General features: G+C 40.2%; 14 protein-coding genes. 13 read left to right on the top strand and 1 reads right to left on the bottom strand.

Annotated elements, in window-relative coordinates:
• The first annotated feature begins 89 nt into the window (after nt 1–89).
• The 8 genes from dnaX (at nt 90) to E7B10_RS03145 (ending at nt 9,790) form a co-directional block, all read left to right on the top strand.
• Entirely contained in the window at nt 90–2,741 is a 2,652-nt protein-coding gene (gene dnaX, locus E7B10_RS03180) for a DNA polymerase III subunit gamma/tau (RefSeq protein ID WP_278451771.1), read from the top strand.
• Between the two features lie 141 nt (nt 2,742–2,882).
• Complete coding sequence (locus E7B10_RS03175) at nt 2,883–3,212, top strand: YbaB/EbfC family nucleoid-associated protein (protein ID WP_008714816.1); 330 nt, start codon at nt 2,883–2,885, stop codon at nt 3,210–3,212.
• A complete protein-coding gene (gene recR, locus E7B10_RS03170) occupies nt 3,213–3,809 on the top strand; it encodes a recombination mediator RecR (protein WP_004694915.1) in 597 nt (198 codons plus the stop codon). It abuts the gene before it with no gap.
• A gap of 4 nt (nt 3,810–3,813) precedes the next feature.
• On the top strand, nt 3,814–4,065 hold the full coding sequence (locus tag E7B10_RS03165) for a hypothetical protein (protein WP_004694917.1): 252 nt from the start codon (nt 3,814–3,816) through the stop codon (nt 4,063–4,065).
• A 12-nt stretch (nt 4,066–4,077) separates the two neighbouring features.
• On the top strand, nt 4,078–6,666 hold the full coding sequence (locus tag E7B10_RS03160) for a 3'-5' exonuclease (protein WP_316055481.1): 2,589 nt from the start codon (nt 4,078–4,080) through the stop codon (nt 6,664–6,666).
• Entirely contained in the window at nt 6,666–7,784 is a 1,119-nt protein-coding gene (locus tag E7B10_RS03155; protein ID WP_156697294.1) for an RluA family pseudouridine synthase, read from the top strand. The genes E7B10_RS03160 and E7B10_RS03155 overlap by 1 nt, the downstream gene beginning before the upstream one ends.
• A gap of 260 nt (nt 7,785–8,044) precedes the next feature.
• A complete protein-coding gene (locus E7B10_RS03150; protein WP_227037312.1) occupies nt 8,045–9,169 on the top strand; it encodes a cation diffusion facilitator family transporter in 1,125 nt (374 codons plus the stop codon).
• A 48-nt stretch (nt 9,170–9,217) separates the two neighbouring features.
• Nucleotides 9,218–9,790, top strand: a complete 573-nt coding sequence (locus tag E7B10_RS03145) for an immunity protein YezG family protein (protein WP_278457294.1) — start codon at nt 9,218–9,220, stop codon at nt 9,788–9,790.
• A gap of 33 nt (nt 9,791–9,823) precedes the next feature.
• Here the strand turns inward: E7B10_RS03145 and E7B10_RS03140 are convergent, their stop codons facing one another.
• Nucleotides 9,824–11,266, bottom strand: a complete 1,443-nt coding sequence (locus E7B10_RS03140) for an amino acid permease (RefSeq protein WP_008602276.1) — start codon at nt 11,264–11,266, stop codon at nt 9,824–9,826.
• A gap of 282 nt (nt 11,267–11,548) precedes the next feature.
• On the opposite strand from E7B10_RS03140, the gene E7B10_RS03135 reads away from it, so the two are divergent.
• The 5 genes from E7B10_RS03135 (at nt 11,549) to E7B10_RS03115 (ending at nt 15,306) form a co-directional block, all read left to right on the top strand.
• Nucleotides 11,549–11,956: a polyketide cyclase gene (locus tag E7B10_RS03135; protein WP_278604703.1), complete on the top strand. Its 408-nt coding sequence runs from the start codon at nt 11,549–11,551 to the stop codon at nt 11,954–11,956.
• A gap of 12 nt (nt 11,957–11,968) precedes the next feature.
• Nucleotides 11,969–12,412, top strand: a complete 444-nt coding sequence (locus tag E7B10_RS03130; protein ID WP_278604704.1) for a MarR family winged helix-turn-helix transcriptional regulator — start codon at nt 11,969–11,971, stop codon at nt 12,410–12,412.
• Between the two features lie 35 nt (nt 12,413–12,447).
• Nucleotides 12,448–12,960 (top strand): pyridoxamine 5'-phosphate oxidase family protein, encoded by a 513-nt coding sequence (locus E7B10_RS03125; protein ID WP_287509150.1) that lies wholly within the window; start codon nt 12,448–12,450, stop codon nt 12,958–12,960.
• Nucleotides 12,961–13,198: 238 nt separating this feature from the next.
• Nucleotides 13,199–13,984, top strand: coding sequence for a hypothetical protein (locus E7B10_RS03120; RefSeq protein ID WP_287509148.1), 786 nt, complete (start codon nt 13,199–13,201; stop codon nt 13,982–13,984).
• Nucleotides 13,985–13,998: 14 nt separating this feature from the next.
• A complete protein-coding gene (locus E7B10_RS03115; RefSeq protein WP_195394750.1) occupies nt 13,999–15,306 on the top strand; it encodes a hypothetical protein in 1,308 nt (435 codons plus the stop codon).
• Nucleotides 15,307–15,487: the final 181 nt, after the last annotated feature.

Here is a 15,487-nt window from a genome sequence, read left to right as displayed (position 1 = left end):
TTACTGATAAAACTCTATAAAATGAGTCAGATTTTCTTGAATATGGTATAATAAAGTATTGTAAGTTTCGGAAAAAAGGGGGTGTTCCAATGGCATATATTGCGCTATATCGTAAGTATCGTCCGCAGACATTTACCGATGTAGTTGGTCAGCATCAGGTGTCTGATACGTTGATGCGCGCTATCCGGGAGGATAAGGTAGCTCATGCCTATTTATTTGCCGGTCCGCGGGGGACTGGTAAGACGAGTATGGCGAAGATTTTTGCGCGCGCTATTAACTGTGAGCAGGGCCCAACGGATCACCCTTGCAACGAATGTAGTGCTTGTAAATCAATTTTGAGCGGCCAGTCCATGGACGTTCTTGAAATTGACGCCGCATCAAATCGCGGTATCGATGAGGTTCGTGCTCTTCGTGAAAGCGTCAAATTTATGCCTGTTGAGGGGCGTAAAAAGGTGTTTATCATAGACGAAGCCCACATGCTCACTACAGAGGCGTGGAACGCGCTTTTAAAAACAATCGAAGAACCTCCTGCTCATGTGATGTTTATCTTTGCCACTACAGAAATTGAAAAATTGCCTGTTACTATCGTGTCTCGTTGTCAGCGCTATACTTTTAGACGCATTACTTCTGATGACATCGCACAACGGTTATCTTACGTAGCAGAAAAAGAAGGCTTTGGTCTTGATTCTGCGGCGGCTCAGCTTATCGCTGTTCATGCAGATGGTGGTTTGCGTGATGCCTTGAGTATTCTAGACCAATGTGCAGGTATGGCAACGGGCTCTATTACACCGCAAGTGGTAGAAGAGTTAATCGGTCTCGTAAGTAAGGAATGGATTATTCACTTCCTAGATGCTTTGCGCAACGGCGATGGCCCTAAAGTATTATCCTACGTTCACGATGCATTGGCGGAAGGTCGCGATGCGACGCAGATTATGGAAGCTCTTATTCAACATGTGCGCGCCTTGCTCGTTGGTAAGGTGGCTCCAGATGCAGATGAGCTCAAGGTATACGATGCCTTTAAGAATGAGTTTCTAGCTCAGGCCAATAGCGTTGATTTCAATGAACTTAACCAATATGTGCGCAGTGCTCAATCCATCATGAATGATGCGAAACAAGTGGACAATCCACGAACCATCATTGAAATGGGTCTACTTGTGCTTTGCGCTAAATTAGGCTCTGTTGATGAAAGCTTAGAAGACCGTGTATATGCTCTAGAAAGTGCTGAGCGATCTGAACGAAATGATTTATTGAACCGCATGGCTCAATTGGAACAACGAGGCCCAGCGGCTCCTACACCAGCTTATAGTGCTAATGCATTTGGTCCACCTAGCGGCTATGCGAACAGCTTTGTTCCTGTAGATAATGCTGCTGTACAGAATACTTCCATGAGTAGTATTCAAAATACTGCTGTTGGCACTGTGCCACCTCCAAGCAGCGTAGGCATGACACCACCACCGATGGGAGCACCAGGTAGTACACCTCCTCCGATGAATGGAGTGGGTATAGCTCCGCCACCAATGGGTGGCGTTGGCATGGCGCCACCGCCAAACAGTGGGGATACGGCTTCCCGAAAACCTACAAGAAACCAAGCTAAAGGTCGCGGTAAAAAAGGCATTAGTACACAGGCCATCATTAGTGAACAAATCTTATCTGCTCAAGAGTATCGTAATGTACAATCCAATGTCATTAAATACTTGAAGGATAGTAATCGCAATATGACCTCTACCGTTATCGGTCAAGGTCAGCTAGTGTATGTAGACCAAAGCAAGGCGGTCATGGCCTTTAAAAATACATTACATCTCAATGTAATGACCAATGAAGTGAACTTGGCGGAAGCGGTTGATGCTTTCACCTATACACTGGGCTATGCAGTACACGTAGAAATCGTGGATGCCCTCACGCAAGTTTATAAAGACTATAAAAAGGCTGCTGGTAGCACCACACAACGCCAAGTAAAAGCACCCCAACGACCACAAGAACCGATGGTTGACGTAAAGACGACCTCTGGTGGGCAACCGACACAAATGGATTTAACCAATGATCCTCAAGAGAGTAAGCCTGATTCTGCAGCCGTGGACGCGGCTAAGGCTGCGGCTATGGCATTCTTAGCCAAGAAAACCGGCGGTGCTGTTGCAAATACAGCAGTTAATGATAGTGCGAATACAAGTACAATAGATACATCAGAAACTGCAGTAGGAGCTGATGTAGAAACAGAGCCAGCATTCGGTGGTGATGTGCCGATTACAACTTTTGATGGCAGTCCATCTAATCAGGTCCCCGATGGTGAGATTCCTATTGAGTCTCTAGCGGGTTCTATTGAAGGGGATGATATTCCAGTTCATTCCTTTGATGATGTGCCTGTAGATGATATGGAGGGTTCTTATGTATCATCCTTAGATGATATGCCGCCACATCCATTAGATAGTGTGACTGTTATCAGCGAGGATGGCGAAGTGTTAGAGCGCCCTATGGATAGCGGCGCGCATATCGAGGTTGAAGCTGTCCCAAAGTCTGATGGGGGTGAACCTCGTGAGGTAACCCCGCATCAAAGTGATGACAAAGCTATGCTTTCATCAGCACCTATTAAAGTAGAGGCTATCGATAGTGTTACGGTGGCTCGAGAATACGCCTGGGATCCAGAGCATATGACAGAAGAGGAACGAAGCAATCCTCTCTTGGCGGAAACATTAGAAAAATTATCTGAAGACCATGACATCATAGTCGAGGTTATCGAAGAATAGATAAAAAAGTAATTGTTAGATAATAACCTTTGGCCTTGGGGCTATTAGGTGACACATATGTTATAAATCTATGTCATATATTGTTAATGATGTGGACTTAGAATGTTAGTATAGGACGATGTCTTAAAAGGAGGAAATACAATGTTTGGTAAAGGTATGGGCAACATGACTGGCATGATGAAAAAAGTTCAAAAAATGCAAGCAGATATGAAGAAAATGCAAGAAGAGTTAAAAACTCGTACTGTAGAAGCTTCCGTAGGTGGCGGTGCTGTAACCGTTGTTATGAACGGTGAAAAAATCATTGAATCTTTGAAATTGAACCCTACAGCTGTTGATCCTGAAGATGTAGAAATGTTAGAAGATCTAGTAATGGCTGCGGTAAACGAAGCTAGTAAAAAAGTAGACGACCTCTTGGCTCAAGAAATGGGCAAGGTAACTGGTGGTCTAAACTTGCCAACAGGTTTATTCTAAATGACAAACGCTTTAGAACGGCTCGTAGAGCAGCTGCGCCGCTTGCCTGGTATCGGCTCCAAGTCAGCTAGACGCTTGGCGTACCATTTGGTAGAAATGCCGAAGGAAGAGGTAGACCGCCTTGTAGAAACTATCGTAGAAGCGAAAGGGGCTACGCGTCACTGTTCTATTTGCTTTAACTTATCAGCTCAAGATCCTTGCGAATTCTGTAGCAATCCAAATCGCGATCAAACGACAATCATGGTTGTTGAAACATCTCGCGATGTCATTGCTATCGAGCGTAGTGGTGATTACAAGGGCTTGTATCATGTATTGGAAGGTGCCTTGTCCCCTATGGAGGGCATCGGTGCTGACGATATTCGCGTAAAAGAATTAATTGCACGCCTTCGCGATGGTGTTGTACAAGAGGTTATCCTCGCGACAGACCCGGATGTCGAAGGGGAAGCAACAGCTCTGTATTTGGCGAGATTATTAAGTCCAAGTGGCATCAAGGTAACGCGAATTGCCCGCGGTGTTCCTGTGGGTGGCGATATCGAATATGCCGATGAATTAACGCTAGGCGGTGCCGTAGTGAACCGTCAAGAAATGAAAGGATAGTAGTATGGGAGCTTTATTAGCGTCACCGATTATATCGGCGGTTATTTCCATTGCTGTAGCCTACATTGCTTTCAAAGTAGCATTTTTCACCATTAAACGGGTGGCTATGAATGTTGTGATTGGTGGGTTAACCTACTGGGTATGCGTTCATATACTTAATATTCCAATGGATATAGGAGTTGGTATTTGGGCATTAACAGCAATTTTAGGTCCTATTCCTATGGTCTTAGCTGCTATATATTACGGCATTAAATAACAGGAGGTTTTTATGCTTATCAATCGTGAGCAACAACGCGTTATTGATGAAGTGGAACAGAATATCCTCTTGTTAGCGTCCGCTGGGACGGGAAAAACGAATACACTTGCTTATCGGGTGGCTCATCTCATCGAGGGTGGCTATGCGAAGGCGGAGAATATCTTGTGCATGACCTTTACGAACAAGGCCGCAAACGAGATGAAAGGCCGCATTCAATCGCTCGTAGGCAGTCTTGCAAAGGCTGTGGAGGTTAGTACATTCCACAGCTTTTGCTTTTTCATTCTCCAACAAGAAGGAAAGCGCAACGAAACCTTGTACACGGACGTGACCATTTTTGACGAAGAAGACTGCAAGGAACTATCTGAACCGTACCGTCCTGGTAAATTGCGAGAAATGTCCTTTGCTAATGTTATCGCTATGGTGAAAGAATATCGTTCCTTATATGGCTTTTATTCTGATGATCTCATAGGGGATTACAAGCGGACAATCGAACGCTTACAGAAGGAACAGCGCGAAGCCATTGAACAGCTCTTCTCTAGCTTTGGTAATGTCCTCTACAGTGAACTCCATGATTTCTTGAACCATGGTCACGAATGGATTGCTGCGTATGATGAAAGCTTAGCTTCCGTGCACGGCCTAGATTTTACAGACCTCATCTGCGGTGTTCATCGCCTATTTCAAGACCCTGTAGTTCGTGAACGCTGGCGCAACCGTTACAGCTATATCTCTGTAGATGAAATGCAAGATACAGGCGTACTAGAGTACAAGGTTCTAGAAATGCTGTGGGAAGGTAATCACGTGCTACTATGTGGAGACTATTTCCAAACCATATACGAATGGCGTGGCTCCGATCCGTTCCGCTTGCTTAAGCAATTTGATGCGGATTTCAAGCCCTTGAAAATCATCTTTTATGAAAATTATCGCTCTAACTGGACGCTTTTTACGATGGCTTTCAAAACCTTGCAAAATATGTTCCCCGATCTAGTTGGGTCTATCTACACTGAATTGCCTCGTGCCAATAGTGAAAGCAAGGGTAAGCCAGTTCTCATTAAAGGCTGTAAAAATAGTTATCTTGAGGGTCGATATATCTACGAATCCATCTGCGCTTTACCAAAAGATGCTAATATCGGCGTTCTTGTGAGGGATAATAAAAAGGCACAGCAGTTAAGTGATTCTTTTGAACGTCTTAACGGCGAACGACCTGAAGAGGAACGCCGTCACTTCATGATTATCGACGAGTTCAAATTCTTTAGACGTCAAGAAATTAAAGACGTTATGGCCTACTTCAAGTTGTTGATGAATCCTAATGATTCTGTCAGTGCGAAGCGCATTATCAAGCGCTATGTTGCAGGTATTGGTGACGCTCGTATCGCTGCAATTGAAAGCCCTGAGACGCGCCAAGTAGGTTTAAAATTGACGGACTTCATGGATATGCCTATTTTTGAAGCGGAGCCTTATGTAAAGCTTGTTAGTGGATTAGAACAGCACGAAGTAGTTGTTTATGACGTGGAGAGCACCGGTACAGATACGGCTCAAGACCATATCATTCAAATTGCGGCTATCCGCATCGATGAACATGGACAGGTCTTAGAGCCTTTTGAACGCTTTATCAATCCTGGTGTACCTGTTGGTCAATCCGAAGAGGTACACGGCTTCTCCGATGCGTATTTACAAGAGCACGGCGAAGAGCCAGCTATAGTGTTACAAGCCTTTAAGGAATTCTCTAAGAATGCTATTATTGTAGGTCACAATGTAAACTATGATGTGACCATCTTTACGAATGAATTGGCGCATCATAACTTAGGCAATCCTGAGTTCAAGGCTATTTATGATACCCTCGATATCTACCGTCGTTTCTATCCTAATTTGCCAAATCATAAATTGGGTTTCCTAGCATCTAAGTTTCCTATACACCATGAGCCAACACATAATGCAATGGATGATATCTTGGCCACTGCACAGCTTTTAATTTATGCGGTGAAAGAAAAAATCGTACCGACCACAACGGGTCGCATGGTAGCTATAAATAAATATAAGGCAGCTTTCACGGATATCGCCTCTCAAATGGCGACCTTGCGTAGAAAAGCCTATACGGAGATGCCAACGAAATTATTGGCGTATATCATGAACCAAATGGGGGTTCTAGAATACTATAAATCTCATGGAGAAGCGGCAAAGGTAGAGCATATACGCGATTTATATCGCATCATGGAAAAACTAGATACGGCTTATGAAGGGCCACCAGGACTAGCGCGGTTAAATCAAATCTTACAGATGGCGGCCCTTACGGCGGGCGAACCTGCACAGCAAGTACGAAATGAAGATCGTATTCCTATCATTACCATTCACCAAGCGAAGGGCAGCGAGTTTGACCATGTATTCTTGGCCGGGCTAAATGAAGGAACTTTCCCGAGTCCCTTTGCCATTGCAGAAGGTCGTGAAGACGAGGAAAAGCGTTTATTCTATGTGGGCATTACTCGGCCTAAACAAGAATTGACCATTACCTTTGAACAGACGAATATACGAGGTAGAGCGGTTCAACCAAGTTCGCTACTCAACTATATGCCACGAGATCCTGAACTCGTAGAAAGGAGATACTAATGGCGCGAAAAACACATCGCCCCGATGATATTCTGTGGACCGTGACAGCTGTAGATATAGAAACTGTACTTAGCAAGAAAAATGCAAGACAAAAGCTAATAGGTAATGGTCAAGATATATCAAGTAAAAATCGAGATATATCGAGTAGCAATCAAGACATATCAAGTCGCGATTCTGAGCATATTGGAGAAGTACGCGATATTTCACTTGGTGAAGTGTTAGATACTAGATATCCTCGAAAATCTTTAGTTAAACTTTTTGAAGAGAAATTAATCCACATTAATGGTCATAAGGCTACGCCAAAAGATGCAATCTCTGAAGGCGACGAGATTTGGATTGCTATGGCGAAGGAAAAAATAGATCATGACCCTATCGAAATGGACTTACGCATTCTGTATGAAGATGATGATCTCCTTATTGTGGATAAACCAAGTGGTGTGACTGTAAACTCTAAAGATCAAGTTTCTCTTGCCAATGGTGTGGCGCACTATTTTAAAGAACATGGTATCAAGCGAAAGGTACGTTTCTTGAACCGTCTCGACAGAGATACGACGGGCTGCATTGTGATTGCAAAAAGTGGTTTAGCACAAAGTATTTATCAACAGCAAATGGATGATAATACCTTTGAAAAGTGGTATATGGCGACTGTGGAAGGCATTGTAGAAGCCGATGAAGATTCTTTGGTATTTCCTATGGAACGCAGTGCTGATGGGATTCATTACGAAGTGAATCCTAAGGGAAAAGAGACTCGTACAGATTTTTCCGTCCTATGTAGACATTCTTCGCAGGCTGTGGATAACTCTGTGAATAAGTCTAAAAATTCTGTGGATATAGCAGCAAAAAATGTGGATATAAACTTAGGAGATGTTGATAAAAGTAATCAAAATGTGGACAAAACTGTGTATAAGTCCAATAAATGTGGATATTCTGAGGTTTTAGTTCGTTTGTACACAGGGAAAACACATCAAATTCGAGTAGCTTTCAGCCATATAGGGCACCCTCTTGTAGGAGATACCTTATACGGTGCACAACCTACGGAACAGCCATTTCAATTACGCGCTCAAAAGGTGGTATTTACACACATGCGCACAGGAGAGCGTATTACGGTTATGGCATAATCTGATCTGATTAACTTGTTACGTAATACAAAATACTAGTTTGTTAATAATAGGTTTGTACTATACATTGTGAAGTCACAATACATCAAATACTCTAATTGAGAAATGAGAATTATTGATAACTCAGTAAAATCAATAAGTTTAAAAATATTTTTCAAGAAAAATAATGACAAATGATAATCGATAAGCTATAATAGGATTATAAGTAAATCGATATAGTTCAATTTAAAAACTATAAATCAGAATGTAAGAGGTGTAGTATGATTTTACAAGATAATGGTGCAGCACGTAATCGGGGGATTACGCTTGCCAGTATAAAAGGCATTATAGGTAATGTCGTTCTCGTTATTTTTAAAATGATTGTGGGCCTTGCGTCTAATTCCATCGCCATCATCCTTGATGCGGTAAATAACTTAACAGATGTATTGTCCTCTGTATTAACTATTGTGGGTACGAAATTAGCCGCCAAAGGGGCTGATAAGGAGCATCCATTTGGCCACGGTCGTATAGAATATATGACTACCATGGCCATAGCTTTCATCATTCTCGGTGCAGGTATTGGATCCCTTAAGGAATCTGTGGATAAAATTATCCACCCTGAGGTATCTACATTTGATATTCCAGGTCTTGTTATCATCGCTGTTGCCATCGTTGTGAAAGTAGTGATGGGTCGTTATATCAAGGCACAAGGTGAAAAATATAAATCTGATGCGCTCGTAGCATCTGGTATAGATGCCCTTTTTGATGCGGTGATTACCTTTGCTACATTGGTATCTGCAGGCTTAGTATTTTTCTTTAACTTTGATATTCAAGGTTATGTGGGCGCTGTTATTTCTGTTTTGATTTTAAAAGCGGCGTATGATATTTTACGTGAAATGTATAACCATTTGCTCGGTGTTCGAGCAGATGATAATTTAATCCGTAATATTAAAGAAACTATCGCACAGCATCCGAATGTGGGTGGTGTATATGACTTGGTATTAAATAGCTATGGGCCAGGAGAAACAATTGGTTCCGTTCATATTTCTGTACCAGATACGATGACAATGGCAGAAGTTCACCCATTAACAAAGGGCATTGCGGTTCATCTTTATAAAAAGTTTGGTATCAATATGACTGTTGGTGTATATGCTGAAAACAAACCAAGTGTAGAAGTACTTGAAATTAGAAAAGCTCTTGATCAAGTTATTAGTTTATATACACATGTAGTACAAGTACATGCCTTCTACGTACAAGAAGAAAAGAAGGTTATCTACTACGATATTATCTTTGACTTTGACGAAGAAGATCCACATAGTACATTAGAAAAAATCAAGGCAGAAATGCAAAAACGTTACCCTGATTATACACAATTCGCTATTGTGGATACGGATTTTAGCAACTAATTTAGTAAATTATAATTTGTGTTGATAAATTCTCTAAGGAGAGATAGAATGAAAAAAATTGCTCTTATCGCATTAGCTGTAATGGCGGTTGTTGGTATGTTCGCGGTTCAGCCTGCAGATGCAAAAAAGGTAGAACAAGATCCAGTAGTGGCACCTATTGATATGCCTATGAATGATGAAATTCAACAGGTTAATGGTGTGTCTAAATCAACAAATAAAGAAACACGACGTTTGTCTAATAATTTAGCAGAAGCTACAAAAGTGATGATTAAAAAGAATTGGAAGACCATTTATATTAAAGCTGTTCCTACGGGAGATAAGGATGCTGTACGCTTTTATTACAAAGATAATAGAGGTCAAGTATACAATGGCCAAGTCATTAGAAATACAGGTCTATCCAAGGGTAAATATATGGCCGGTTCTTTACATCAAACAGAGGCCTTGCAAGAATTAGTTAATCACTTGCAACAGAATGGTCAAGAAGTACCATCCTCTATTGATATCATAATCACTCAAGAAGGCTATCGCATTAAGACTATCTTTAATTACAATGAAGATACAAGTAACTTACCAGCATATCTACAACAATATGAACAACAAAACTTCCCGTCAATGAAGTAAAAGAAAAGCTCGTGCATAGCACGAGCTTTTTTGTTAGATTACGTAATCATCGGAATCGTCTTTTTTAGGTTTTTTGTAAAGTTCTTTTACGCCTGCCATTTCGATGAGTTCTTCCCCAAGGGCATCTTCATCGTCCGTGTTAAGCATGGAGTAGAAGGCCCAAAGAATAATAAACCAAATTGGTGTGAACAAGAGGGCAATTCGCGTATCTTCGTTTAAGGCTAGAATGGCTAAAACGAAAACGAAGAACGCGAGGATAACGTAATTCATTACTGGGTATAGAGGCATTTTAAATTTAGACTGTGCCACTACATCAGGATTTTTTTTGCGATATTTGAGATGACAAATAACCATCATGGCCCAAATAAAGATGAAGCAGAATGTGGAGATTGATGTAATCATAACGAATACTGCTTCAGGCATTACGTAGTTGAGTACAACTGTAATCAATAATACGGCTGCCGAGAAAATCGTTGCTTGGTATGGCACACTGCTGTGGGTCAAGCGCCGCATTGAGCTTGGTGCGTGACCGCGTTTTGCCAAGGCATAAATCATACGGCCTGTACTGAAGATACCAGAGTTTGTAGCGGATGCTGCAGAAGTAAGAACAACGAAGTTTACGATTCCTGCAGCGGCTGTAATACCAACGGCGGTAAATACGGCTACAAATGGACTTGCAGCAGGGTTAACGGCAGTCCAAGGGTAAATACTCATGATGATAGCTAAAGAGCCTACATAGAATAAAATAATACGCAATGGGATATTGTTTATGGCCATTGGAATAACCTTTTCAGGATCTTCTGTTTCGCCAGCCGTTAAACCTACGAGTTCTATGCCTGTGAAAGCAAATACAACCATTTGGAATGATAGGATAAAGCCCATCGTTCCATTCGGGAACCATCCTCCGTAATTCCACATATTGCTAAATGCGGCGACACCGGCATCTGTAGTGAAACCAGTAACAATCATGATGATACCGATGATGATAAGAGAGATGATAGCGATCACCTTAATCAAGGCAAACCAGAATTCCATTTCGCCAAAATATTTTACAGCTGTCAAGTTCATTAACAGCAAGGCGACTAGAACAAGTAAGGCTGGTATCCATTGGGGCAGCCACGGTATCCAGTACTGCATGTAGAGGCCTACGGCCGTTAAGTCTGCCATGGCTAGTGAAAGCCAGCAGAACCAGTATGTCCATCCCGTGATAAATGCTGCTCGATCCCCTAAGTAATCTTCTACAAAGTCGATAAAAGAGTGGTGGTTTAGGTTAGATAACAGTAATTCGCCTAGTGCTCTCATAATAAAGAAGCACATAACACCTGTTATTAGGTAGGCGAATATGATGGATGGACCAGCCAAGTGAATGGCGCGACCGGAGCCTAAGAATAGGCCTGTACCAATAGCACCGCCGATGGCGAGCAGCTGTACATGCCGGTTCTTAAGACCCCGTTTTAACTGATGCGTATCAGACATAATAAAGACCTCTTTTCTACAAACTATCTATAAACATAAAAAGCCATGGATAACCATAACTTTCATAATCTATAGAATCTATAAAACTATTTTCTTATAATACAGTATCTATTCTAAAAAGTCAAATGTATTTTTACAGTAGACAAAAGATGATATGATTTTCTGATAGAGTATATCCTTATATTGATAAAAGCAAAGAATATTCTTTTTTTATGAAGTTTATTGACGAATAATATAAAATAATTTATAATAAGTACACTTATAATAAAAGGAGGATATAAAATGGAATTTAGTTTTAGTTTGAAAATAAAAGTGGCAAAAGAAGCTGTGTGGACGTATTATGCGAATATCGAAAAATGGTATGACTGGGAAGAGGATCTAAAAAATATTACATTAAACGGTAAATTTGAGACCGGTTCATGTGGTACAATGGAGCTTGAAGGTATACCACCTATGGAATATCAACTTACTCTTGTAAAACCTTTTGAAGAGTTTTGGGATAAGACTGAAACTCCATTTGGTGCTATTCTTTTCGGACATCAAATAATTGATAATCATGACGGAAGTGTAAATGTAAAACACACTGTAAGCTTAGAACGTGAAGATAAGCAACATTTAGAATTTTTAAGTCAAGTTTTTTCAGATGTTCCCCAATCTATATTTATTCTAAAAAACTGTTTAGAAAGATAAGGTGATTGCTGTTTGTTTACATCAAAATATAAAGACAATTCAGAAAAATCAACAGGATTATTGTTCATGAGGGTGTACAATAAATGGCATTTTACTATAAAACAAGCGTTAAAAGAGTTGAACTTAACACATCCTCAATTTGTTGTTTTAGCGTCTCTTGCTTATCTATCACAACATGATAACGAAGTCACACAAGTTATGATTTCAAAACTTTCAGGGATAGATGTTATGACGGTATCTCAAATATTGAGCTTATTGGAAAAACGTGGTTTTGTAGAGCGAAAAGAGCACTCTAGAGATACACGTGCGAAAGCTGTTCTTTTAAATGAAGAGGGCGGTGCAATATTACAAAAAGCAGTTCCATTAGTTGAACAAATTGATGAAGTCTTTTTCGGAAAGCTAAAGAGTGATGAAGCTCAATTTAAACATCTTCTTGGTAGATTACATGAAGAGTAAGGTGTATTAATTTTCTGATTCTTGTGGAGGCTATTATGAGACGTCAAGATCGTATGGTTACAAATATAGATGAAATTAAGAGCATTTTAAATAGCACTCGCATCATTCACTTAGGTATGATGGATGGTGATTATCCTTACGTGGTACCTTTACATTTCGGTTATGAAATTGTAGATGATATACTCTACATCTATGTACATGGCTATCATGAGGGGAAGAAGTTTAATTTGATTAAAGTGAACCCCCATGTATTTATCGAAATTGACGGTAATGATGAGGCCCTCGTATCAGGTGGAGATATTCCTTGTAAATATAGCTCGGTTTATTCTAGTGTGATGGGCCGAGGAGAGGCTACCTACTTAGAGCGTGTTGATGAAAAAGTTCATGGTTTACAAGTGTTGATGAAGCATCAGACTGGTCGAGAATTAACCTTTACCGATGCCATGGTAAACTCTGTGGGCGTAGTTCAAATTAAGGTTGTAGACTATACTGCAAAAAGACGAAGACAGCTTGAACAAGATATTATTATGCCTCCATTAACTAAATAATGACAAAACATCCTATTGAACTCTATTGTAATATAGCGTTTAGTAGGATGTTTTATTATGTATAACTAGTTAGCATTAAAGCAGCTAATGGCTCATAACTATACTTTCACAATAGGAAAGATAAAAGTTTTATGAAGTAGCTAGGGCAACAGAATCGGTGGCATGTTTTTGATATAAATAAGAAAATATATCATTATATGTGTAAAGTATATATCAAGTTTTTATAAAAGGAGAGATCATGAAGAAGCTTCTATTTAAGTCCGTTTTATCTGCTATGGCTGTAGGATTATTGTGTGCAGGATATGTTTCAGCTGATGTTGTTAATGATTCTATATCTACAGATACTGTTGGTGTTTCAGCTGCCGTTACATTTGATATGCCTAGAGTTCATCCTGATTCAGCAATCAAAGCATTACCAAGAAAGACTTTATTAGAGTGGCCTATGAAAACTCAAGAAGGGGCTCGTAATTGGAAAGGAATAGTAGAAGCTGCACAGCAACTGCCGTATGAGGTCAAGGCGCCTAGCTATATACCTTATGGTTATCAGCTCTATACAGCGCGTCAAGATCGAAATGATGTATTAGAGGTTGTATATTACAAAAAAGGTGTGACTATCTATCGGGATGGGAAAAAATATATAGATAGTATTATGGCCTATAGAATGGGATATTCCTTGGATACTGTAAGAGATACACCATATGTTCCATCTGAATACGGCGATCTTGAATGGTCTAAATCAGGTGATTCTAGTGAGGTTTATTATACCGGTAATCCTGAAACGCATATGGTTCGCAGCATTACGTGGGCGAAGGATAATATGGCTTATTCCCTATTCTTCTTAGAACAGGTGAAAGAGGCTGATGCGGAATTCTATAAGGACCATGTGGTACCGTTGAAAAGTATTGATAGCTCTCGTTATGAACTAGTTGGTAACTATCCGATGAAACCGATTAAACCTAAAACTATTGAAGAAATAAAACAGGAACATGTAGTTCCTATGAAAGCAAAGACTGGCGTGATTTAGAGAGAGCAGAAATTATGAGATTAAAAACAACAAAATCATTATTAGCAATGGGAATACTAGCTGCTGTGGTAAGTAGCTTTGGAGTACAATCAGTTAGTGCATTATCTCCTTTAGTAGATGAAAATGGACATACAGTTACCACTGATACAGTGGAAAAGAATAAAGAACTAATGAATCGCTATCGGTGGTATGAACAACTTGATAATGGTGATATCCTAGAGCGTAATATTGAGGCAACTACTAATTATTTTGGATATAATTTACAAATTCCGTCCTATATGCCTGAAGATTATGTAGTACGCGATGTAAAGTCAAGAGATCATGACGTATTAGAAATCGTGTATACGGAAACGGGCTATAATGGAGAATATGGTCAGAAATTAACCTTCTCTAATACAGATATTGTGTATCGTATGGGGTGGGCTATCGATACCGTGGTAAAGCCTATATTGGAAAAGACAAAATACGATGCTGATGATGCCGTTAGCTTTACTACCCCTAATGGAGTCCCTGTACATACTTTAGGCTCTAGCAACGACTCTGTTCAAATTGCTTATTGGGAAAAAGATAATAAAGTATATATGCTCTACTTTGCCACTACAAGAAACCAAAACTTTGTAAGCAAAATTGTAGACTCTGTAGGTCCTCTTACTAACGTAGCCGCTGATGATACTCGATTACGTGGTGAACGCAATGATAAGCAACATGTTGAAGAAAACGATGCGCAAAGTGTTAAACAAAATGGTGAACAAGATAGACCTCATTTTGAAACTATTGGTTTGCCACTGCGTACACATACGAATTCTGAGTGGCCTATACTTACGAGTAAATCCATCGGCTTACCTAGCGGTGTAATTGATGCATCTCGTAAGCTGTCCTATGACGTATCCGTACCAAGTTACTTGCCTCTTGGCTATACATACTATGCTACACATTTTTATGATAATGATGTATTAGAAACTGTATATTGGAAGGAAGGTCAAGAATATCAAGAACGCAGCGGACGTTGGGTAAATCATACGATGGTCTTTCGCATGAGCTACTCTATGGATACGGTATGGCCTAAAGAATATGTTCCAACGGAATACCATGACGTACAGTGGATTGACTCTACGCCAACCGGTGATGTGCAGTATACAGGTAATGTAGATAAGGGCTTAGTACGCAGTGTTGCATGGAGCAAAGATAACATGGCATATTTCTTGTTCTTCCAAGTGCCTGTGAAAGTATCTGAAGCAGAGTTTTATAAAGATCATGTAGTACCATTAAAAAATATTGATTCAAGTCGTACAGACTTAATCGGTGTAAAAACGATTCGTTAATACTAAACCCTAATAAGACTCTATAGTACGATTCGGTGATGCCATACGACGTTAGCGTTTAGTAAAAGCGTACATAATAAAAAGAACCTATTTCCTAGATATTAGAGTAATATCTTTGGAGATAGGTTCTTTTAGTGTATGTAATTTACATATATTTTGCTTTTAGGTATTAGTGATTTTA

Source organism: Veillonella sp. (assembly GCF_032470285.1).
In the GTDB taxonomy this organism is placed as follows: domain Bacteria; phylum Bacillota; class Negativicutes; order Veillonellales; family Veillonellaceae; genus Veillonella.
Note: the sequence above shows the minus strand (reverse complement) of the source record. Positions and strands in the feature narration are given on the sequence as shown.